Source organism: Companilactobacillus sp. y65-5, assembly GCF_057541095.1.
Genome location: NZ_BAAJOA010000003.1, coordinates 218,443 through 240,893 on the forward strand (window position 1 = coordinate 218,443; position 22,451 = coordinate 240,893).

Sequence of the window (22,451 nt, forward strand, 5' to 3'; positions counted from 1 at the left end):
CCTTAATAGTATTTTACTTCGAATGACCTCAAATACGCAATCAATCAGGGGAGGAAAAACATGAAACGAATTTTAAATCTTGACGGAGCCATAAACTTACGCGAATTGGGCGGATATAAAACCACTGATAATAAACAAATTAAATATAATAAACTCCTGCGTTCAGGGGATATAAGTAATTTAACTCCAGAAGCTTTAAATTACCTTAAAAAATATGGCTTAAAGTACGTCGTCGATTTTCGAGGCGACCATGAGCAACAAGTCTGGTCCGATCAAAGCACTGACTTTTATCAGATCTATTCAGATCCCGTTTACCCACTAAAAGGCAATGGTGACAAGCTCGCCAGTGCTCTTGGCAACACTCATTCATACTTAGGGACGATCTACCAGAGTGTTCTCCTAGACAGATACGGTCAACGCGCCTATGCCTTATTATTTGAATTGCTACTAGAAAATGATCAAGAGCATAAATCACTGCTCTTTCACTGTGCTGCCGGTAAGGATAGAACTGGTATGGCAGCGATCTTAGTACTCAAGGCTCTCGGTGTAGATAATGAAACTATCGCACGCGACTACCTGCTTACTAATTTGATGTATTCTGATTCAGCGACCATCGAAAAAACTCTGAACGACAAAGATGGAAATCAAAATATCAACAAGATGAATATGACTAAAGCTGACTTGGAGAGCATCACCTCAGTCTTTGATGCCATCGAGCATTATTATGGTAGCTTCCAAAACTACCTAACTCAAGCATTACAGTTTGATAAGGATAAACAAGCTAGATTGAAAGAGATCTACTTAGAAAATACATCGAATTAAAACACTTATGATCAATTAGAGTCTAGGACAATTCCTAGATTTTTTTGTATAATTAGGTTTCAACATGTGAAAGTTTCGTGAACTTTCATACCAACATCTTTATACGTGATTATTAATCTTGTATACTAAAGTTTGTTAACATAATGGAGGAATAAGTATGTTTTGTCCAAATTGCGGCTACAAAGTTGACCCATCGCAGAAATTCTGTGACAACTGTGGCTATGATTTAACTTCAATCAAAAATAAACGTAAAGAAGAAACTCAAAAAACAGCCGAAAAAAACGATGATACGATCAAATCATTGGCTGATATTGAAGCCGAACTAGATGATTCTGAGCCTAAAAAATCAGCACCCGCTTCAAAACCAAGTGCTCACTACGAGCAAGCACCAGCTCAACGACGAGAGTACAGCTCTGTCAAACCTGCCTCTGAGGTTGAACACAAGCCAGTTCAAAAAGCTACTCCACATTACGACTCTGTCAGGACCTTTGACAGCACTAAAAAAGTTCCTGATGAAGCTCTCGACGACCGGACGGTCGCTTACGACAAGGATGCCTTCCGCCAAGCTACTGCCAAGAAGACGACACCACTGTCATCGAACCCTAATCACGCATCTACTGCGCAGCAACAAGCTATGAATACTACTCAGGACTTCAAAAATCGTCTCTTCAAAAACGGCGAGGATCCCTTCAAACCTACTAAGAGTGAATTAAAGAAGATGAAGGAACAGAAAAAACGTGAACAAGCTGAGAATGATACGAATGATGGCCTGATCCACAATATGGGTAAGTTCGTTAAGAACAACGCCTATCTAGCCATCTTCGCCGTTATCATCGTTGCTATCTTATTAGTCGTTAAGCGTAATTATGGCTTCATCGCACTGGCAGCTGTCCTATTACTATGGTTCCTAGCTTCCCAACTCAGTCACGGTGACGAAATGAGTGCCAACAAAAAGTTCAAGCACGAGAATGATAACAAAAAACAACCTGACCAATATCAAGAGTCTTATCAAGAACCACGCAAGGCTCCAAAGCAAAAAGTCACTGACAATCGTCGTGGTAAGAATACCCGTCAAAAAGTTATTATCGGATCTTCTATCATTGGTTTTGCGGCCTCTATTGGTGGTCCCTTCATCAATGGCATCTCACTGTCGAGCACGATTGCTTCAGCTGCCAACTATTCTGCTAATATCGGCTATCAATACAGTACGTTGATCGTTAACTCTTCATCAGCTATTCGCTTGATCTGTTTCCTATCTCCTGTGATTGCTCTGATCGCCGCATGCTTCAGGAATCGAGGAAGTATCAGATTGGTCCGTATCTTTACGGTCCTACCTACTATCATTTACACATTAGTATTTGCCATCTTCTATTCTGGTGCTGTCAATTCAGCCGTTATCACCGGTCAAACAGCCGTAGGTGGTGCACAATTTGGTGCCAGTTTTTATATTTTGTTACTGACATCGATCGTATCGCTAGTTATGGCTTACTCACTACATCCCAGAGTTAGAGTCTAATAGACATTGTGTATAGACATTGAGTCGTCCGTATTTTGGACGACTTTTTTGTTTGCAATTAGTATTCACCCTGCTATAATTCGGGTCAAGAAGATCAAATATGTTTAAACACATTCGGTCTTCGAAAACTCTAATCTTTTTGAGAGATTGAGTTTGCACCCTCCAATTCTCCACCGGTTAAAAGTACCGAAGTTGCGGATGGTGTATTTGAGTACCACCAATGAATGGGATGAGACAAGAGGGGATTCCTCTCTTGTTTTTGAAATTTAAATGAACATATACGGGGATGAACAAGAATCAATACCATACAACTAGGGCTTTTTTCTTCTCAATTATCCGTAGAGCTGGCGGACTAGTTGAGAAGATAGACCTTCAAAAATTAGCTGTCCATAACAGTCAGCTTAGTCATTAATAAACCTCCCAAGATACACAATATAGTCAAAATATTCCTAAATAAGGTGACTTTTATGTTTTACGATGCCTCTTTGATAATTTTGAGTTCCTTCTTGATAATAATTACGCTTAGTTTGACCTATTTAGGAATTAAACATACACTTCGTAAGCATTGATATTTGCTTACAAGCATAAAACCCACTCGCTAAACTTGGTTTAGGAGCGGGTTTTTTTGATAACTTAAATACTATTCTCAAAAGTCCAGTTCAAGGTCGAACTATAATTTCCCGGAGAAATAACACTGTCAGAGATGTGCAGTAACAAGCCATTGTCCTTGTTCCAGCCGATAGATTGCAGTGGCTCATCTACATTGGTACTAGTGACTAAAACCTTACTGTCGCCGATCTCGGTATATTGGTCATTATCGTAAAGTCGCAACTGTCCTGGGAACAAGTCTCCGTTTTCGTTAGTAAACTGTGTACTTTGGCTAACGTAGACTTTTAGCGGTGCTTTGATACGTCTCTTATCTTCAACGTTGACGATATCGTGCGGTTGATTAGTATTGTTCGTCCGTGACAGAGTTTTTTCTTTAGAGTACGAAGCTACTGCCCCAAAGCTGATATCAAAAATATCTTTTTTGAGGATATTTTGAACGTAGTTCAAAGTTTTTTCTTCGCCGTCTTTGTGATAATCATGATCTTCTTCTTCAGAATAAATATACGGTTTAACCGACATGCTATTCTCTTCCGTCACCTTGTCGATGCGAGTTTTGACCTCGATCTTCTTGGTTTCCTCCGGACAACACTCTATCCCGTGAATATTCAGTGATGAGCTACCGGCGACGTCTTTGACGACATCATAACGGGTCTTATCTACTTCTTGATCATTGATCTTGACACTTTCAACGTGTGTACAATCATACATTGGCAAGACATAAGTGCCGTTTTTGAGGCTACCACTGTCACTGTGATTGATCACTTCGTCTCGATACGAAATAATGTCACCGTTAGCCACATCGTTCAAGACGGAATCAGTATTATCTCGATCAAAGGTTTCGTTGACGAGCTTATTATTCAGACTTAGTTCAGGCTTATCCGCCGGTGTGACTTTTAGCTTGGCCTTATTGGAAGTAAAAGTATGTTCGCCGTCTTCTAATTTGACTTTGATGACGACCCAATAGAGGTCGTTATTATTCTTCAAACGTGGCTGACTGACCTTGTAAGTCAATGACTTACCACTAGAGATTTGTTCTTGCTTGCCAGTTTTGGCAGACTGACGGTACCATTTTGCCGAATAATTATTTTGTACGCCATCCACAAGATTGTCTAGATCGGACACACGCCCTAAGAGTTCAAACTTAGTCGAGTCACCAGACTTCACCGTCCTATCATCCAGACCTCCACCGATTTGAATATCGACACTATCCTTGACGACTGACTTGTCAGCGTTGGTGATTGTCGCAGTTACTTTGACCTTACCTGATTTACCATCAACATTGGCGACCACTTCCCCAGTATCTTTGATCGTTGCTAAGTCGGTATTATCAATGCTCCAGACCACATCTTCGGTATAATCGATTGGCGTGACTTTTTCTCTCACCTTAGTCGCATTCAGTGCAACATCACTGTATGAATTATATAAATAGTAATCGTCAGCGTTTATTTTTATTTTTTCAGCATTTTTATCTTTTTCACTTACATGGATCGCAGATATATTCGACCAAATTTTGGCGACCACAAATCCATAACCACCTAGACCTCGCCAAGTGACGCTTTGTTGGTAGTGGGTAGTCCCTGGACCTTTGTTAACGAAGGTCATATCCTCTAAGTTACCGCCATTTTCCTTAGGCACATAGTACCAATTCTTCCCCCTGTCAGTAGACATGTACCATTGATAGGTCGGCGACGCTAAGGGATTAAGAGTTGTATTCCAAGTTGAACGACCAGAGTGGGTGTTCAATGTCATCTTATGTCCTTCGGTAGTATAGGTCTCACGGATCGGTTGCACTGTATAACCACTAGTCAACCAAATACCTAGGAATTTCAAAACATCATCGGTAGGTCTCCCAAGTGCTAGGATACTCTCACTAGTGTTATTCTTCGCAGCGTGGACCAGATGGACTCGCTCGTCTATTATGCCTCCAGTAAGGATGAATCCCACAAACATTACTGTTACGTATATCGCTCTCCTCATAAATTTTATATCCCTCATCATAATCTTTATTTATTCGATAAAAAAATAATTTTAAAATTTGTAGTAAACAAAAAGTAGCCCGCCGATAAACTCGACGTGCTACTTTTTTATTATTTTTTGTGTTTAATTATCTTCAACTAAAAACTGCATACGATCTGCAATGTTTGTAAATATACCATCAACTCCCCAAGAAAGCAACTCCTGAGCTCGATTGATGTCATCTACCGTCCAAACGTTGATCTGATAGCCATACGCTTTGATTTTTTCGACCTTAGCCTTCGTCAAACCACGACTATCAGGGTGAATATATTTTGCATGACATGCTTGCATGTATAGGTTCCAGTCATCTTCCATGCCATAAACATCGAATAAGACGGCATAATCCAAATTTGGACGTAATTCATGCATTTTTAGTAGCATGATCGGGTTGAAACTAGAGACGATCAGCTGGACATCAGGATCCAAACGATCGGTTGCTTCGGCGAATTGTTCCACTAAGCTGTTTGCCAAGTGATCGGCATTATCCCCAACAACGCCCTTTAATTCAACATTAGCGTTCAACTTGTGAATATTTAAGAAGTCAATTAGCTGATCCAAGTTAGGTATCTTCTCACCACGGAACTTTTCAGCAAACCAAGACCCAGCATCAGCTTTTTCAACATCTGAACTGTTTAGAGTCTCGATCGAGCCAGTTTCGTTAGTAGTCCGATCCAACTTATCATCATGGATCACAAAGACCTTTTCGTCTTTGGTGATACTCAAGTCAGTCTCGATCCATTCAATACCACAATCGATAACTGTGTTAAAGCCAGCCATAGTATTTTCGGGTGCTAAAGTTGGTATTCCTCTATGCGCAAATACTTTTTTTGACATATCCAATCCTCCAAGGGAAATAGTAATATCACTATATTATAACAATCAGCGAGAAAAGGAGCGAAACAAGTCGCACTTATTTCAGGTGCTTGTTTCTCTCCTTTTTGAGTTCTAATTAGAATTATGCTTGATAACGTGATTCACCGTCAAGATATGTCTCTACAAGGCTCATATCGTCGTTTAGAACGACAAAGTCTGCGTCACGTCCTGGTAAGATCGATCCACATTTGTCTTCGATATGGCAACTTCTAGCTGGTACATAACTACCCATTGTAACGGCATCTTCTTCAGTTGCGACATTCCAGTCAACAACGTTCTTAACGCCATCCTTGAGTAATAAGATACTACCAGCCAAGCTATGTGGTTCTTGTTGTAGTCTAACTTGTCCATCGCCAACTGTAACAGGGAATTCACCCAATACGTAGTCACCATCTGGCATTAAGCCAGCACTCATACAATCTGTGATCAAAGCAACGTGTTCTGGAGTCTTCTTGTCAACCAATGTTCTTGCAGCGTATGGGTTAACGTGATGACCGTCACAGATCAACTCATCGTCAACGTAATTCATAGCCATAGCAGCACCGACCATACCGGGTTCACGGTGGTTCAAACCACTCATTCCGTTATATGTGTGTGTAAAACTTGTGGCACCAGCTTCAACACAAGCCTTAGCTTGTTCGAATGAAGCATCACTGTGTCCTAAGGCAACAGTAACGCCAGTTGCAGCGACAGCTTTTGTGAATTCAACTGAGCCTTTACGTTCTGGAGCAAGGGAGATCTTCTTGATCATACCCTTTGCTGATTCTTGCCATTCTGTAAATTCTTCGATACTTGGATCTCTGAAGTACTTAGGATTTTGAGCACCTTTGTGTTTTTCAGTGTAGAAAGGTCCTTCAAAATGGATACCTTGAATTTTAGCACCTGTACCCTTGCCTTTGTTATCGCCGATAGTCTTACAAATATCGTTCAATTGTTCATGAGATGCTGTAAGGGTTGTTGGTAACCATGAAGTAACACCGGCCTTGAGCAATCCTTCTGACATTTCATTTAATTCTTTCCAGCTATTATTCATAACGTCATCGCCAACTAGTCCGTGGATATGTGTATCAACTAGTCCAGGTGCGATGTACTTATCAGAATAATCAACGATCTTACCTTCTGGTTTGTTGTCTTCTGAGAAGAAATCACCGAACTTACCATCAGTAACTTCTAGATAACCACCATCTTCAGTAGTGTTCTGTAAAAAGAATTTCTTAGCATGAATATAATATGTCATTTTCAATCCTCCAAAAGTATATCAAAACAAGTTCTATTGCATGGTTCATTATACCAGTTATTAGTGGTCTATACCACCACAAAATAACATTTCCTAACAAAAACATCTTCCCTCATTTAGAGAGAAGATGCAATGTGTAAATTATTCATAATCGTGAATAGTTACACCCTTTACAACACGGTTAACTGTACCGCTGGCTGAAGGTGTATCTGGTGTATTACCAACTTTGATCGAGTTCAACAAGGCGAATGTTTGTGCAAACATAACGTCAGGTAAAGCTTGATATAGTTCAGGTAAATCAGCTACTCCTGACTCGATCAAGAAATTATCACCAGAGAAGTCATTGTCTGTAGAAGTACCAACACCAACAACTTTCTTGCAAATCTCGTCTGCCTTGATTTCTTCAAGGATATCTACGTCATACTGGCGACCGTACTTGTCATTGCTCAAGAAGTCAAAGACAACAGTCTTATCATTAACGTATGACTTAGGTCCGTGGCGGAATCCCATTGAAGAATCAAAGATAGTCGTCAATTGACCAGCAGTCAATTCAAGCACTTTTAGCTGTGCCTCACGAGTCAAGCCAGACAGGGAACCAGATCCCAGATAAACAATGCGATCATAGTCTAGGTCTACGATAGCTTGAATCTCTGCTTCACGGCTCACTACTTCTTGTCCCATCTTGATGATGGCATCGATCCAAGGTGCTTTATCTTCTTGGCTTTGGTCAAAAATCAAAGCAGCTGTCAATGTCATGCAAGAGAAACTACCTGTCATGGCGAATCCCTTATCATTAGAACCGGCAGGTTGTAATAACAATAAGTTTTTGTCTTCGGTTTCAGCTTTTTGTGCCAAATGACCATCTGGTGCACAAGTGATGGTGATCTGATACAGATTCTTGATGATCTTCTCAGCTAATTCAACCGTTGCGACACTCTCTGGTGAATTACCACTTCTGGCGAATGAAACCAGAATAGTTGGATCGTCGCTTCTTAAATTATCTAGTGGTGCTGAAACAATGTCAGTTGTTGGAATACTTTCAAAAATAAAGTGAGAAGTATCGCCAACCTTATTTAGATATGGTCTTAATGTATCTCCCACATAAGCTGATGTACCTGCACCTGTGAAGATCACACGAATTTTATTGTCAGGGAAGTTTGAAATTATTTCGTCCAAAAAGTTATTAACTTTGTCTTGATTACCTACGAAATTATCGTAGGCCTCTTTCCACAAATCAGGTTGTTGTTGAATTTCACGGGTAGTGATTTGTGCACCCATCTCTTCTAGTTCTTTATCAGTTTTGCTAAACAATGGTATAGGTTCCCTTCTCTATCTATTTATTCCAAACATTCTACATGCACCACGGCTAATCCTGGAACTGGGAAATCAGCGTGATAAATTTCATTTTTCTTGATTACATCAACGATTTGGTTTTTGACCTCATCGTCATCACGATATGTGATCGATAACTTACTGATGTCTCGGTCTACTTTGAAGCTGATACCGTCAGTTTCGTCCATCGACCAATTACTAATAAGCATCTTGTTACCACTAAAAATCGCTTTGCAATTATACATATCGACTAGGTGTGACATCTCCACACAGCGCTTCAAGTCACGTTCGCGATAGTCGATATATTCCGCTTCCCAACCATACTTAGGATGTTCAGTCAGCGGCATGATATAGAAGTCATCACTGACAACTGTGGCTGGACCAAGTTTTTCGCCGTAGCGGTCATATGCATTCGACTCCACCTGCATGTCAGATAAATAATTAATCTTCACATAAGCTCCGATATGTGTTTGCAAGCTGATGCGTGATTTGGCAACTCCCGCCAAAACTACATCGTCGAATTGCTCATAAACTTGGTGACCAGTTCTTGGTTGAATGACTTCGATCGAATCAGCGTTGATCAGTTTGAGAAGGTGTCTGGAATCCAAGACGATAACTGCGTCCCCATCTAATAAGACGTAATTATTCTGGATGACATCTTCGATCTGCTCATCGCTCAAGGTATTCAAGAAGTTACCTGTCAGAGCAACTGTCAAACCTTTGAACTGCTGACCAGTATAGTTCACTGGCTTAGTCGCAAAGCCAAAGACTGACAATAACTCCAGCCATTGTGTCTGTGAGGCCATCAAACTATGCAAGGTCCCATCAGTCACTTTGTACTTGGCAACTTCCTGATTCATTGGTACGACGATTCCCTCTCTATCTTCCAATGAAATTCCATGTTCATATAAGTAATCAGCGAATTCCTTACTCTGATCGAGCATCTTGTCATATTGATAAGTATTATCGATACCGATACCCATCATACTGAACAGATTCATCAATAAGCCGTCAGCTCTGATTGAGCTTGTCGTCTCTAGTTGGAATTGTGAGAAGCGATTAGACTTGGCATATTGTGAATAGAGGAAGTTTTCTAATTCTGGATAGACCTTGTATTTATTCCCAATCAAGGCTCTAGTTGCTACCGTATATTTTTCGAAGTCACGAGCATACTTGAGTGAACTGGCCTCGTTATAGGCAGGTAAATGTGGTCTCGAAACAGCTGGGGTGTCGGTTCCACTCAAAGTATCTAGTAACACTCGCCAATCACGGTTTTCCATTGCATGGATCTCAGGCCACGAACTCATGAGACCAAGTGTCGTTTTAGGAGAGACTTGATGCACTTTGGTCTCGATCAGATGTGCAGCCTGCAAGATTTCATCCCGTGCCACCTCTAAATAGGCATCGCGATATTTATTCTTACCACCATTCAGTAATTGTCCAACGAATTCTTCACGTGATAAGTTGGTGCCCGCAATCGTATTGTATTTGTGCATGTGGTCATCACAGAAGCAACCTAGTTCAAACGGTGCATTCTTGTAATGTCTGAAGTCGTCTTCGATCCATAATTCATGCGGTTTGATACTAGCGTAAACCGCATAAACATCTGAAACATACTCCATCCAACCGTGGTAGCCCGGACAGGCCATTGAGGTACTCTTGACGCCTTGATAGCTGACCATCGGTCTAATATCAAGTTCAGGTCGAATACTCAAACCACGATCAGAATGATTCATAGTCGTCCAAGGATTCAGACTGATCGTCACGTCCATATCTCTCAATGGTTGTGCGATCTCGTCTATTTCAGCAATCAATTCTTTGGCTCTTCCAAGGGTAATATGTGAATCTGACAGTTCTTCTTGATTGATGAAAAAAGCTACATCGTCGATATGAGCATTTTTTACAAAATTGATCATGTCTCGCTTCTTGTCATCATCATAGATACTTTTGTCGATGGCTAATCTCAATGTGTAACGATAATTATTCTTCTTCATCATCATCGTCCGAGTCTTGATTTAAGAAAGCATTGACGTCAACGATTCCGTCTTTTCCTTCTTTCATCAAGGCATCAACATCAAGTTCTTTTGAGACAAACATCTGATTAGCGTAATTGATTACCATCGGTAGGTTCAAACCTGATACGACGTGCATGTCAGGATATTCTTGTGTTAGGTTGACTACAACATTTCCGGGAGTCCCACCTAGTAAATCAACGATTACATAGACAGGCTCCTGACCGTAATATTTTTTAATTTCCGTTTCTACTTTTGCTTTAAGAGTATCTGGACCATCGGACTTTTGAAGTCCAAAGGCTGCTGCATTAGGTAAGTCCCCAATAATCAATTCTGCCGACTTCTTTGTTTCAATTGCCATACTTCCATGACTAATCAAGATTAATGCCATAATATATTCTCCTTTTAAACTATTGAGCTGCTGATTGCTAACAATAAACTGCTAATTATCCAATCTTACCAAGAACACCGATAACTGATAGTAGAACTGAGAAGATGATAACAATGAAGATAACCTTCGTTGAAGTCATATTCTTACGTCCTAGTAACCAGTAAACAAGTGCAACAACTGAAGCAGGTACTAACTTAGGCATGATCATGTTCAAACTGTTTTGGAAGTTAACATCAACCTTTCCTAAGTGAGCAACGAATGGAACTTCGATATTGATCATACTTGCGATCAAAGCACCAACAACAAAGACACCAAGTAGTGTAGCTGCGTTAGTTAAAGCATTCAATTGACCTTGCATCTCAGTAACCAGTTTTGTACCAGCCTTATATGAGAAGCGAAGTTGTTTCCACCGGAAAACCATGATAGCGATGTTAACTGCCATCCAAATGAATAATCCCACTGCATTACCTTGAACAGCTAAGTTGGCTGCGATAGCACCCATGATAGCAGGGATCAAAGCTGCAAACAGTGCATCACCGATAGCGGCGAATGGTCCCATAAGTCCTGACTTGATACCAGCAACGGTGTCGAGTGATTCAACACCTTCTTCTTTTTCGATAGCTAGATCGATACCCATGATGATCGTGTCGAAGAAGTTAGATGTATTGAAGAATTGGTTATGAGTCTTCATTGCTTCTTTAAGTTCTGGAGTACCATCACCGTAGATCTTTCTCAATTGTGGCAAAATCGTGTATAAGTAACTTGAACCTTGCATTCTTTCGTAGTTCCAACCTAGTTGGAAGCCGAACAAGTTACGACGGTTAATCTGATTAAAATCTTTCTTTGTTAATTCGTAATTATTCTTCTTCATCACCATCAACCTCTCCTTCAATTTCGTCTCCATCGTCTTCTTCATCACCATTTGCTACACCAGTGGCTAATTTAGGAGCAGATTGTGATTCAATATCTCTCTTGTACTCAAGAAATGCTAGAGCACCACCGATCAAGGCGATAGCAAGCATTGGAAGTGCGTTGAATACAGTTGTGAATGTCTTGTCTAATCCGGCAACAGCGCCACCAAGTGCAACTTGTCCAGAGAACAATGTTGACATAAGTGCCGTGATAACGAATCCGAGAATTAGATAAGCGATATGCTTCTTAACTGGTAAGTAATGAAGCAAGATAGCAAAACCGACGGCTGGAAGTGTAGCACCGGCTGTTGTCAGTCCGGTACTCAACCATTCCAAGTTGGAATTCATATAATCAACCATTGTCTTGATTGCGCCTTGACCCAAAGCAAGAGCTAGGAATACTGGAATACCACGTGATAGAGCCCATGGGAAGATACCGTATAAGTAGTTTCTTTCGATACCTTTGTAATCGAACTTGTCGATCATCTTATCAACTCTGTGTTGGAAATAAGTATTAGCGAAACGACCTAGGATATCGAATGATGTTAGAAGCGCAGCAACTGGAACACCGATAGCGGCAACAGCAGTAGCAGGTTTCATTCCTGTAGCGATCGCAAATGCAGTAGCTAGAACAGTACCTGAGTTGGCATCGATCTTAGATGCACCACCGAAAGTACCGATACCTAGAACTGTAAGTTGTAAACTGGCACCAATAAACAAACCAGTTGTTACGTCACCCATGACTAGTCCAGAAATGAATCCGGCCCATACAGGTTGACTCAATGAAGTTTGAACTGTTAATTCATCAATGATATTCCACATTGAATATAGCGTTAAAAGAGTTATCTGTAGTATTGTAAAACTCATATTTACTTCCCCCTAATTATTAATTAAAGCTTGTAATCCTTCAAAATATCCTCAAAATTCTTGATGTTGTCACTTGGAACCATTTGTGCCGTAATTTTGACACCTTTGTCCAAAATTTTGTGGAATGAATCGTAGTCTTCTTTTGTAAGATTGATAGATTGTGTTAGATGTTGTGTATCGTCTTTTTGTGACATGTTACCAACATTGATCGTGTCAAGTTCCACACCGTTGTTCAACAATTCTTCTAAAATTTCAGGTCTCTTTACAACAATGAATACACGTTGTGAATCATATTTACCGGCTTTGATATTTGCTGAAGCCTTTGCTGTACCTAGGATACTCAAGTTAACACCTGATGGTTTGGCTAATTTCAAAGCCGTCTTTTGAATATCGTTCTTTATAATATCGTTATCAATTACCATGATTCTTGATGCTTGTAGACTTGTCGTCCATAGATTGGCTACTTGGCCATGAATTAATCTTTCATCTATTCTTACTGCAACAATTGACATAAATATTCCTCCAATTTTGGTGATAAAAATCACTCTTTAAGATTTGTTACTAATATCGTGACGAATGTGATAAGCAAACTGATCACTTCTCGCAACGCTCAGTGTATATTCGATTACCTGATTGTGTGGATTGTAAGTCGATCGCTTGAGATTCAAGCACGGCGTACCTTCTTTGATATCCAGGTAATAGCTATCACGTTTGCTGGTGATTCCCGCCAAAAAGTACTCATCGGCGTAATACACTTGCTCGTTGAACTCTGTCGCAAAGATTTCATACAAGGATCTATTCTCCAGCAGATCTTCAGTCAATAGATTGAAATGATCAGCTGGTAAGTATGTTCTCTCCAACATTACCGGAATCCCGTCGGCGAATCGTAATCGCTTGATCTTGATTACTTGATCGCCGACCGAAACGTCCAATTTACGTGAAAAATATGAATTGGCCTCCTTCCTTTCAAAGCTGAGAATTTTCGTCTGTGGTTTCTTGCCAATGGACATCATCTGCTTGTTAAAACTATAACTACTGTTGAGATCACTGTTCAGATCTACACGGTTCACGAAGGTACCTTTGCCGTGAACTCTGCGGATAAGGCCAGTGACTTCCAATTCGTTTAGAGCGGCGCGCACCGTCGTTCTAGATAATTGGTATTTCTCAGCGATCTGTCGTTCCGATGGTAACTTGGCGTTAGCTGGTAACGACTGAATGTAGTTGGTTAATAAGTTGATTAGCTGTTCTTGAAGAGTGATTTTCATATTACTCGGTCCCTTTCTGGTATCAACCACAAGCCCATTGTATACGCTTGCAAAATTTGTTTCAACAAATTGACTATACCATTTTTAGGCTGGTATATCGCAAATTTGTTGATATATAAACATTTGTTAATATTATAAAAAAAGTGGTACTTTTTTTATAAAAAGTACCACAGCCAAAATATTAAAAGAAATTATCTAAAAAACGTAACTGGTTGGTACCAGTTATTATCTATACAGATGCTTGACACGATAATTGAATTCATCTGCCCGTGCCCAACTGATCGTATACTCGATCGCACGTCCCGTATCATCGATCGTTACTCGCTCTAGTCTCAGGCAAGGTGCACCGGTTCGTTCATTCAACAGAACGGAGATTTTATCATTCAAGATCGAAGCTCGACAAGACTCATCGGCCTCTTTGATGTGCACATCGTAGACATCTTCAAAGGTCCGATACATTGAATTTTCTTCCAATTGACGTCTCGTGAGGTCATGAAAGATACCAGCTGGCAAAAAACTCTTTCCAAACATCATCGGTTTGTTGTCAGCCATTCTGATCCGGTCGACCTCAAAGACATTCAGATCTTCTCGTAGACCGAGACGACGGATCAGTTCGTCATCGGCTGAGATCTTTTTGAATTTGATAATTCGGTCGCTCGGCATCCTACCTTGTATTTGCATCGTCTTAGAAAAACTAAACAAATCGGCTAGATTAGTCAGACTTTCAGTCCGAGAGGTCACAAAAGTACCTTTACCATGTACTCGTGTGATCAATCCGGATAATTCCAACTTATCCAGTGCATTTCTAACTGTCGTCCGACTAACGTTGAATTGTAACATCAGATTTCGTTCAGATGGCAGACGGTCATTTGGTCGCATCTCGGTAAGAATTTGATTAGATAAAAAATCAATTAGATGTTGTGACAGAGACTCTTTTTTATCCATATATATCTTCTCCTATAAACTGGTAAATACCACTTAATTAAGTTTACATTGAAAACGTTTCCTAAGCAAACAAATCAACCCTTTTATCTCTGAAAAAAGTACTTATTGCCTAAAAGTCAAATGAACACTTATTGGGACAAATAAAAAAACATCATGCAACAACATGATGCTTTAGTAGTGGATAGCGACGAGGCATGAATAGACTGCGAATGACTGGTACGAACCTGACCAGCCAACTCATCCCGACGGCGAAGATGATTCGATATGACATCCCTACTAAAACCGGGATACCATGCGGCACCTTGCCTGACAGTGAGTTGATGATGCCACTGTATATCCGTAAGCAATCTAAGTCTAGTAGATGGAAGCATAGGACCGTCAACGACTGAGCACCAATGAATAAGAGCACTTGCTTAGTAGTCAGCCAGCCGTGGTCTTGCAGATAGCGACTGAGTATGATCGAAAACTTGATCACACAGAGACTGGCAGAAACGGCTCCTATGACTGCCAGCAATTCATTCGGTGCCTTGGCAGAATCCATATAAAAAGTCCCTAATGTTGCGACGAATAACCAGACTAAAACTAGGATCAAGTAATGCCAATTGACCAATTCTGATAAGAGGTTTTTTTGGTGCATTAGATAGCCAAAAAACATGAAGATCTGGGCTATCAGTGCTGAATTGATCGACAGCGGTAGTGAATAAAAGTGTGCGACTACAAATCCTATCATCGTCAGGCCTGAAAACTGGAGACTCTGATAGAACAAGATATTTTTGCGATAAGGAATCCTCATCATCAGATTGAAGATCTGATTAGCGACGAACATCGCCAACAAAAACCAAATCGCATTGACCGCTGGAAAATCCTGATAATTCATTCCCGCACCGTACAGCATGGCGATCAGTAGCGAACGAAAAGTATGCAAGTTGACTGTCAAAATCCCAGTACCAACACCATATTGCAGACTGAACAAAATCACCAGCTTGATGACGTTGACTGATAAATACGGTATCAGCAAAAACTTAATATCATTTATGAGTAATTTTTTGTATCCCTTTTGATGGTACAAATATCCACTTAAAATAAAGAAGACTGGCAGATTGTACAGATAAATAACATTGTACAAGTAAGTTCCATTCAACCCCGCCATCGTGTGACCAATAATCACTGATAGGATCGCGATACATCTAGCTATATCGATCCAATCGATTCTCTTTGTTTGCATATCATTCACCTAACACATATTCAATATTGCCTGTATCCTCGTACTTCAAGTCTAATCCTTTGCGAATGAAGTCCGTTACCCGTTGCAATTCGGATTGACCGACTACTTCCATATCCTCGTAATTGATCTCGTGACCAGTTCCTTGAAGATGAGTTTGGGCGACCTCCTTTGTGGACTTCTTATAATCCTTAGTAATCCTGATCAAGTCATCGAAGGTCAAGTCAGTCTGAGTCTCATTGGCGATCGAATCAATGAAGGACTGATTCAATAAGGTAGATACAGAGTCACTCTTGTGCATCAAGGCTGTCAAAACTTCACGTTGACGTGTTTGACGTCCGTAATCTCCATTTGGGTCTTGATAACGCATCCGTGAATATTGCAGTGCCTCTTTACCATCCATATGTGTTTTGACACCTTTTTGAAAGTCATAACCTTCATAACTAAAGCTCATCGTAGGAACGACATCTACTCCGCCAACTTGATTGACGACTTTTTCCAGACCACCCATATTTACTAACGCATAAAAATCAATCGGGATGTTGAGTAGTTTTTGGACGGTCGCGATACTAGTCTTGGCTTTTCCATAGGCATAGGCAGCATTGATCTTAGCCGGTGATTCACTGGCAAAGCCCGGAATATTGACGGCAGTATCACGGGGAATGCTGGTGATGGTCGTCTTATTGGTCTGAGGATTGAGTGTGATGACCATCATCGTGTCGGTTCTCCCACGATACGAACGTCCAAAGGCTCCGGTATCTGTTCCTAAAAGTAAAATCGAGATCGGCTTGTCGTGCTTCAATAAACTAGCTGTGTCACGTTCTTTGACAACGCCACTGTCACTAAAGGCCCCATCGATCGAACTCTTTATGTCCCGAAAGCGTGTTGCTCCATAACCGAGACCTCCTATGACCACTAAGGCGATCACTGACCAAAAAGTTTTTCTCAATACATGTGCATTCGTTTTTTTAACTTCATGTTCCATAATCTCTATCCCCTATCTCTTACGAAATAAGTTTTTCGCTTCATCGATAATTTTTACTTTAAACAAGATCAACAACCCTGCATAGACGGCGATACCTACGACTACTTCTAGCGACAACATCTTCCACGACACAGGCAAGATTCGGTCTAATTCAAAAACAACACTAAACATCACTGACCCCGCCAGCAGATACTTGGTGATGTCACCAAAGAGGACGTGATAGTCGACTTGTCGTCTGACGGCGAATAACTGATAGAGCGTAATCGCCAGTTCAGAGAGGACTGTGGAGATGGCGGCTCCGACGGCCCCGAATCTCATGATCAGAGGGATGTTACAAATGATATTGACTAGCGCTCCGACCAAGATCGATTCAGTGTAGGCGTGAACTTGCTTAGTCGGTATCAAATACTGGATGCCCAGCACATTGCTCCACGCTATCAAGATGATGACTACTGCTTCAACGATCATTATCGGAATCACTGCCGAAAAACGTCTCGTGAAAAACAACTTCACGAACTTGTCAGTAATCGCAATCAGTCCTAAGGCTAGAGGGATCGCAATGGCACTGACGAATAGAAAACCACGATACAAGTATTCGCGGGTCTTTTGTTTTTGACCGTTAGCATAAGCGCTAGCTACGTGTGGCAACATGACCGTACCAGTCGCTGTAACTATTGCTAGAGCCATCTTGACCATCTTATCCGACTGGTCAAAGTAACCTGAAGCCTGAACGGAAACCATTATCCCCAACATCGTCTTATTCAAGACGCCGTAGATTTGCATTGCTACTTGCGGCAAAAACAAAAACATCGATGGTCTCAAGTGTCGCCAAATGTGCAACTGCCGCCAATTGGGAGCACTGATGTATTTTTTTAAGCTGGGAAAAAGGGTCAGATTACCGACCAACAAAGATAAAGACAGAATGAGGATGTAGATACCTAAATCTGACAGTGACTTCACGAACGTGAAGATGCAAACCAGTGTCATGATCTTTACTACAAAATTACGTATTACCGTCACGTAGAAGTTTTCTAATCCCATAAAGAACCAAGAGATATCGAATGCTGTCGCGATCAAAGCTAAGGATTGAGCCAGATAATAAGTACGATACTGAGAACTCTTCCAGATGAAGCATAAAAAGACACCGTAAGCTAAGGCAACTGTAACGATCCTCATAATGAAGATTTCATAAAACGTCTGTGTCAGTTGGGTTCGATTTCTTTTTACGAAGGCGACTTGCCGATTACCGTACAGATCAACGCCGATCCCGCCGAACACGATGAAGTATTGAATAATGGAATTGGTATAGGAATTGATACCAACTCCTGTCGGTCCCAAAACTCGAGCCAAATACGGAGTGGTGATCAGAGGAACTATCAAGATGAAGAGCTGATACAGAGCGTTGTATAAGTAATTCTTGACGACCTTCATAATTACGACCTAGCCGAATTCTCGTCTCACTGCTTGGAGTGCCGCCATGATCACCTGATCCATATTGTAATAACGGTATTGACCTAAGCGACCACCAAAAATAACATATGGATATTGGTCTCTAGCTAGCTGGATATACTTGTAGTATCGCAAGTTGTTTTCTTGATTATTGATTGGATAATACGGTTCGTCACCACGATGCCAATCTTGCGGATACTCTTTGGTGATGACCGTCTTGTGCGTGTTCCCTGCACCAAACTCAAAGTGCTTGTGCTCGATGATCCTAGTGTAAGGTTTATCGCTAGCTGTATAATTGACGACCGCATTGCCTTGGAAGTCATCTTCATCCTTGATCTCAGTCTCAAATTTCAAACCACGATACGACAATTCTCCGAATCGATAATCCAAGAACTGGTCGATCATCCCAGTATAAATGACCTTGGTATTGAACTGAAAACACTCCGCTTGGTCTTCGAAGAAATCCGTATTCGTCTTGACCGTGATCAAATCACTGTCTAGTAATTGCTCGATGATCTGCGTATATCCACCCACTGGTATACCTTGGTACGGGTCATCAAAATAATTGTTGTCGTAAGTGAATCTAACTGGCAAGCGACGGATGATGAAGGCCGGTAGATCTTCAGCACTCTGTCCCCATTGTTTTTCGGTATATTCCTTGATCAACTTCTGATAAATATCGACCCCTACCAACGACAGAGCTTGTTGCTCCAAAGTCTTCGGTGGAGAATGCAAATCCAAACCTTTTTTTTGCTCAGCAATCTTGGCTCTTGCCTGAGCTGGGGTTATTACGCCCCATAATTCATTGAACGTATTCATATTGAACGGTAAATTATAAATTTTGTCGTGATAATTGGCGATGGGGCTGTTGATATAATTGTTGAAAACCGCAAATTGATTGATGTAATCCCAAATATTCTTCATCCGTGTGTGGAAAATATGTGCTCCGTACTTATGGACTTGGATACCTTCGATCTTCTCAGTATAAATATTTCCACCGACATGATCACGCTTCTCAAGAACTGTCACTTGGTGCCCGCGTTTGGCAGCTTCGTATGCAAAAACTGAACCAAATAATCCCGATCCTACAATTAAATATCGCATTGAACTCACCTTCCAGTCATTATTCGTACAAATAACTATAAAAAGTCTTCTCCTGATCTACGGTGCGGCTACGGTATTCAATTTTGTTCGATAACTTGAAGATACCCGTATGTTGCGTGATTTTTTGAAAGATCTTCTCATCGAATTTTTGATTCATGATCTTAGCTAACTTCTCACAGTCAACATTATTGGTCGGCACTCGTCTGACCTTATCCTGAAACTGTCCGATATTGTTTTTGTAGGCAATGTCCAGAAGATAGTCGGTCAAGAAATAGTCCGGCGTCTCGATGTCATTCATCAAGTAATACGACAAACAATCATTGATAAACTTGAAGATCATTTGACCAGAGCGACCGCCTAAGCAGTAAATAACCCAGCGCCCTTTGGGGACGAACTTACTACCAAAATCAGCGATGCCTTTGATAGTGATCAGATCGTGGTCAGCAAAAGTCAGATGATTCAAAAAATTTTTATTCGCTACATACATCGTGCTGTCCAACCAGACACCACCGTATTCAAAGAGTACCTTGGTCCTAATGTAGTCAGAAAAAGTAGTATATGCTATTTGTCCAGTGCTCAATTTTGTTTTGATAGTTTCTGGAACATCAATGAAATCATCGATGTTTTCTTCATTCAAAACGATGACTCTTTTATTCAATCGTTCTCGCATCAAAGTCAGATTGCGTGTGATGAAAGGTGGAATATCTGACACTTGCCACCACATCACCCAAACGATTTTGTTGGTTAAAGCTGGATCAACTTTGATCAACTCGTCATTCCAAAAAGTCGTTGGAACATCCTTGATCGTTTCTTGAATATTCTTCTCAACAAAATAATGATATGGATTATAGACGAACCTCGGTAAAATCGTTTTTTTACCGGCGGTTATTTTTTTTAGTGCTGCTTCTGATTTATAAATTGCTGTTAAATATGAATCCAAAAATAATTGTGACATCAAGCTCACCTGCCCATGCTTATTTTTTAGAGACATATGTTATCTTAGGACGGAAAAAAATTCCCGACCAAATTCCATGCATTATGACTTTTATTTTTTTTGATCTTGCTGAAATATTTCGTTTAAAAGTAACTTCTAATAATTCCCAAAAAATTCCTCCGTATGCCTTTAATTTATTCTTGCCACGTTGTTCATGTGCCAAAAAAAATCTATTCCGAAAAGCATAGAAGTATCGACCGATCCTATCGCTGTCATCAGTGACGATATCCACGCCAGTATTTTGCGCCGTCTTGTGCAAGACCAAACTCTGAGAAATGAAGTACGACTGATACTGACTACTGATGCGGCTGGTGTATTCCACATCGTCCCCCCATAAGAAAAAATTCTTGTAGGGCAGACCGACTTGTCCCCGATCACCTCGCGGCGCAATAGTAACGAAACAAACGATGCTGACTGGATGACTGGGTAAAACTTAACTCCGCCTGACATCTGGTTCCACCTCAAGTTATCCACTACCGGGATGTTCATCCGCGCTGGTTGACCATCGACCCAACGGACGTTACTGGCTAAGAATCCAAACCCTGATAACCCGTGGCTGGCAACTAATAGTTGTTCCAAAGCCGTAGATTGCGGGATGGTATCATCGTCCATCAACCAGAGCAATTCATCCGTAGTCGTTTGCATAAATACTTTGATACCTTCATAAAAACCACCAGCACCACCGATATTTTGGGGAAGGTGCTCCACGATCAACCAATTTTTATCCAAACCATCCAGATATTCCCTGGTCCCATCAACACTGTGATTATCCACAACGATCAGATGATCGATCGGGCTAGTTTGCTCTCCCAATGCTGTCAAACATTCCTGTAATAATTCACGGCGATTGTAAGTGACGACTAAGGCTGTAACATGCATGCCACTCATCCCCTCTCAGAAATGAACTAGATCCATCTTTAAGATTGCCAAACAACGAATGATAGGAAATAAATAAAAATTAGAACCGATCAACCAGCGTATCGGTAGATTGATATCTTTCAAGTTGAAGTAATATTCTTCTTTGACCTTACGATAAAAACTATCGAGATTTTTTCTGGTACCAGATGTCAATGGCGACAACGTCATGATTTTCATTTGCGTGGCGATCAAACGGCTGAGACGTCCGACCATCAACTGAAACTGATTGTCATTCATCCCATCCAAGTGTTCCTTGATATAATCGTTGACGTGTTCAACTACCAAGTCATGTTGCTGTTGATGCTTACGCATATTGTTCAGACTGATCGACTGATTAGGCTGATTGACGCGATAATTGTATAGCGGCAGATTAACAAACTTAAAAGTCTTCACGAATGGAATCGGATAGAGGATGTATTCGATATCAACGTAATAAATATGTGTATCCAGATGAATCTCGTTTTCTTGCAACAATTCCGTGCGCAGAGTGTAGGTGTGCATCGATGGCAGACGGTCGATCACCTGTGTCTTCAAATAATATCGTTGCTTCCAATTCAAAGTCTCAGGCTTGATATATTGCAGTCGTTTAGATTTATTCACATCGTTGAACGCCCAAAATGGCGTCAAAATCAGATCCGTATTCTCTCGCTTGAGCAGTTCAACGAAAGTATCCAAGTTCCTCGAATCCAACCAGTCGTCAGCATCAACGACCTTGAAGTAGCGACCAGTGGCAGATTTTATGCCGGTATTGATGGCGGATCCGTATCCACCATTGGCTTGAGTGATGACTCTGATGTCATCGGGGAACTCATTTTCAAAGTCGGTGGCTATCTCAGCAGTCTTGTCGGTTGAACCGTCGTCAACGACGATGATGTCTAAGCGCTGGAGATGTGAACAATTGACTAGATAACTCAAAGTGTGTTCTAAAAATTTTTCAGCATTATAACTCGGCACGATCACAGATAATAACTTGTCCAATTTCA

At 40.9% G+C, this 22,451-nt stretch carries 20 protein-coding genes; 2 read left to right on the plus strand and 18 right to left on the minus strand.

What is annotated here, in order from left to right:
* The first annotated feature begins 60 nt into the window (after positions 1–60).
* Positions 61–822 carry a tyrosine-protein phosphatase gene (locus tag AC27FM_RS07495; RefSeq protein WP_487087112.1) on the plus strand — a complete coding sequence of 254 codons (762 nt, stop codon included), beginning with the start codon at positions 61–63 and terminating at the stop codon, positions 820–822.
* A 157-nt stretch (positions 823–979) separates the two neighbouring features.
* Positions 980–2,338, plus strand: a complete 1,359-nt coding sequence (locus AC27FM_RS07500) for a zinc ribbon domain-containing protein (protein WP_487087113.1) — start codon at positions 980–982, stop codon at positions 2,336–2,338.
* Positions 2,339–2,971: 633 nt separating this feature from the next.
* Here AC27FM_RS07500 and AC27FM_RS07505 read toward each other — a convergent pair.
* From AC27FM_RS07505 to AC27FM_RS07590, 18 genes are all read right to left on the minus strand, one after another.
* Positions 2,972–4,924, minus strand: a complete 1,953-nt coding sequence (locus AC27FM_RS07505; RefSeq protein ID WP_487087114.1) for an Ig-like domain-containing protein — start codon at positions 4,922–4,924, stop codon at positions 2,972–2,974.
* A 123-nt stretch (positions 4,925–5,047) separates the two neighbouring features.
* On the minus strand, positions 5,048–5,797 hold the full coding sequence (locus tag AC27FM_RS07510) for a glycerophosphodiester phosphodiesterase family protein (RefSeq protein ID WP_487087115.1): 750 nt from the start codon (positions 5,795–5,797) through the stop codon (positions 5,048–5,050).
* 121 nt (positions 5,798–5,918) lie between these two features.
* Positions 5,919–7,073 carry an N-acetylglucosamine-6-phosphate deacetylase gene (gene nagA, locus AC27FM_RS07515; RefSeq protein WP_487087116.1) on the minus strand — a complete coding sequence of 385 codons (1,155 nt, stop codon included), beginning with the start codon at positions 7,071–7,073 and terminating at the stop codon, positions 5,919–5,921.
* 141 nt (positions 7,074–7,214) lie between these two features.
* A complete protein-coding gene (locus tag AC27FM_RS07520; RefSeq protein WP_487087117.1) occupies positions 7,215–8,384 on the minus strand; it encodes an SIS domain-containing protein in 1,170 nt (389 codons plus the stop codon).
* Between the two features lie 26 nt (positions 8,385–8,410).
* Entirely contained in the window at positions 8,411–10,399 is a 1,989-nt protein-coding gene (locus AC27FM_RS07525; RefSeq protein WP_487087118.1) for a hypothetical protein, read from the minus strand.
* The gene (locus AC27FM_RS07530; protein WP_487087119.1) at positions 10,386–10,808 is read right to left on the minus strand and encodes a PTS sugar transporter subunit IIA; all 423 of its coding nucleotides are present in this window, start codon (positions 10,806–10,808) and stop codon (positions 10,386–10,388) included. Before AC27FM_RS07530 ends, AC27FM_RS07525 begins: the two co-directional genes overlap by 14 nt.
* A gap of 55 nt (positions 10,809–10,863) precedes the next feature.
* Positions 10,864–11,679, minus strand: coding sequence for a PTS system mannose/fructose/sorbose family transporter subunit IID (locus AC27FM_RS07535; RefSeq protein WP_487087120.1), 816 nt, complete (start codon positions 11,677–11,679; stop codon positions 10,864–10,866).
* Positions 11,666–12,586 carry a PTS mannose/fructose/sorbose/N-acetylgalactosamine transporter subunit IIC gene (locus AC27FM_RS07540; protein WP_487087121.1) on the minus strand — a complete coding sequence of 307 codons (921 nt, stop codon included), beginning with the start codon at positions 12,584–12,586 and terminating at the stop codon, positions 11,666–11,668. The genes AC27FM_RS07535 and AC27FM_RS07540 overlap by 14 nt, the downstream gene beginning before the upstream one ends.
* A gap of 23 nt (positions 12,587–12,609) precedes the next feature.
* Complete coding sequence (locus AC27FM_RS07545) at positions 12,610–13,098, minus strand: PTS sugar transporter subunit IIB (RefSeq protein ID WP_487087122.1); 489 nt, start codon at positions 13,096–13,098, stop codon at positions 12,610–12,612.
* A 36-nt stretch (positions 13,099–13,134) separates the two neighbouring features.
* Entirely contained in the window at positions 13,135–13,851 is a 717-nt protein-coding gene (locus AC27FM_RS07550) for a GntR family transcriptional regulator (protein ID WP_487087123.1), read from the minus strand.
* Between the two features lie 225 nt (positions 13,852–14,076).
* Positions 14,077–14,796 carry a GntR family transcriptional regulator gene (locus AC27FM_RS07555; RefSeq protein ID WP_487087124.1) on the minus strand — a complete coding sequence of 240 codons (720 nt, stop codon included), beginning with the start codon at positions 14,794–14,796 and terminating at the stop codon, positions 14,077–14,079.
* A 151-nt stretch (positions 14,797–14,947) separates the two neighbouring features.
* On the minus strand, positions 14,948–16,021 hold the full coding sequence (locus AC27FM_RS07560) for an acyltransferase family protein (protein ID WP_487087125.1): 1,074 nt from the start codon (positions 16,019–16,021) through the stop codon (positions 14,948–14,950).
* A 1-nt stretch (position 16,022) separates the two neighbouring features.
* Positions 16,023–17,003 (minus strand): LCP family protein, encoded by a 981-nt coding sequence (locus AC27FM_RS07565; RefSeq protein ID WP_487087126.1) that lies wholly within the window; start codon positions 17,001–17,003, stop codon positions 16,023–16,025.
* A 12-nt stretch (positions 17,004–17,015) separates the two neighbouring features.
* Positions 17,016–18,434 (minus strand): oligosaccharide flippase family protein, encoded by a 1,419-nt coding sequence (locus AC27FM_RS07570; protein WP_487087127.1) that lies wholly within the window; start codon positions 18,432–18,434, stop codon positions 17,016–17,018.
* Between the two features lie 9 nt (positions 18,435–18,443).
* Positions 18,444–19,556 (minus strand): UDP-galactopyranose mutase, encoded by a 1,113-nt coding sequence (glf, locus tag AC27FM_RS07575; protein WP_487087128.1) that lies wholly within the window; start codon positions 19,554–19,556, stop codon positions 18,444–18,446.
* Between the two features lie 19 nt (positions 19,557–19,575).
* Positions 19,576–20,511, minus strand: coding sequence for a capsular polysaccharide synthesis protein (locus AC27FM_RS07580; RefSeq protein ID WP_487087129.1), 936 nt, complete (start codon positions 20,509–20,511; stop codon positions 19,576–19,578).
* 168 nt (positions 20,512–20,679) lie between these two features.
* The gene (locus AC27FM_RS07585) at positions 20,680–21,438 is read right to left on the minus strand and encodes a glycosyltransferase (protein WP_487087130.1); all 759 of its coding nucleotides are present in this window, start codon (positions 21,436–21,438) and stop codon (positions 20,680–20,682) included.
* A 6-nt stretch (positions 21,439–21,444) separates the two neighbouring features.
* Positions 21,445–22,446, minus strand: coding sequence for a glycosyltransferase family 2 protein (locus AC27FM_RS07590; RefSeq protein WP_487087131.1), 1,002 nt, complete (start codon positions 22,444–22,446; stop codon positions 21,445–21,447).
* Between the last annotated feature and the right edge of the window lie 5 nt (positions 22,447–22,451).

Bases quoted from the DNA above. Each gene is read 5' to 3' on its own strand.
- AC27FM_RS07525 (WP_487087118.1), bottom strand. From the start codon at position 10,399: ATGAAGAAGAATAATTATCGTTACACATTGAGATTAGCCATCGACAAA.
- nagA (WP_487087116.1), bottom strand. From the start codon at position 7,073: ATGACATATTATATTCATGCTAAGAAATTCTTTTTACAGAACACTACT.
- AC27FM_RS07560 (WP_487087125.1), bottom strand. From the start codon at position 16,021: ATGCAAACAAAGAGAATCGATTGGATCGATATAGCTAGATGTATCGCG.
- AC27FM_RS07585 (WP_487087130.1), bottom strand. From the start codon at position 21,438: ATGAGTGGCATGCATGTTACAGCCTTAGTCGTCACTTACAATCGCCGT.
- AC27FM_RS07495 (WP_487087112.1), top strand. From the start codon at position 61: ATGAAACGAATTTTAAATCTTGACGGAGCCATAAACTTACGCGAATTG.
- AC27FM_RS07565 (WP_487087126.1), bottom strand. From the start codon at position 17,003: ATGGAACATGAAGTTAAAAAAACGAATGCACATGTATTGAGAAAAACT.
- AC27FM_RS07550 (WP_487087123.1), bottom strand. From the start codon at position 13,851: ATGAAAATCACTCTTCAAGAACAGCTAATCAACTTATTAACCAACTAC.
- AC27FM_RS07500 (WP_487087113.1), top strand. From the start codon at position 980: ATGTTTTGTCCAAATTGCGGCTACAAAGTTGACCCATCGCAGAAATTC.
- AC27FM_RS07510 (WP_487087115.1), bottom strand. From the start codon at position 5,797: ATGTCAAAAAAAGTATTTGCGCATAGAGGAATACCAACTTTAGCACCC.
- glf (WP_487087128.1), bottom strand. From the start codon at position 19,556: ATGCGATATTTAATTGTAGGATCGGGATTATTTGGTTCAGTTTTTGCA.
- AC27FM_RS07580 (WP_487087129.1), bottom strand. From the start codon at position 20,511: ATGTCACAATTATTTTTGGATTCATATTTAACAGCAATTTATAAATCA.
- AC27FM_RS07555 (WP_487087124.1), bottom strand. From the start codon at position 14,796: ATGGATAAAAAAGAGTCTCTGTCACAACATCTAATTGATTTTTTATCT.
- AC27FM_RS07570 (WP_487087127.1), bottom strand. From the start codon at position 18,434: ATGAAGGTCGTCAAGAATTACTTATACAACGCTCTGTATCAGCTCTTC.
- AC27FM_RS07535 (WP_487087120.1), bottom strand. From the start codon at position 11,679: ATGAAGAAGAATAATTACGAATTAACAAAGAAAGATTTTAATCAGATT.
- AC27FM_RS07505 (WP_487087114.1), bottom strand. From the start codon at position 4,924: ATGAGGAGAGCGATATACGTAACAGTAATGTTTGTGGGATTCATCCTT.
- AC27FM_RS07545 (WP_487087122.1), bottom strand. From the start codon at position 13,098: ATGTCAATTGTTGCAGTAAGAATAGATGAAAGATTAATTCATGGCCAA.
- AC27FM_RS07530 (WP_487087119.1), bottom strand. From the start codon at position 10,808: ATGGCATTAATCTTGATTAGTCATGGAAGTATGGCAATTGAAACAAAG.
- AC27FM_RS07540 (WP_487087121.1), bottom strand. From the start codon at position 12,586: ATGAGTTTTACAATACTACAGATAACTCTTTTAACGCTATATTCAATG.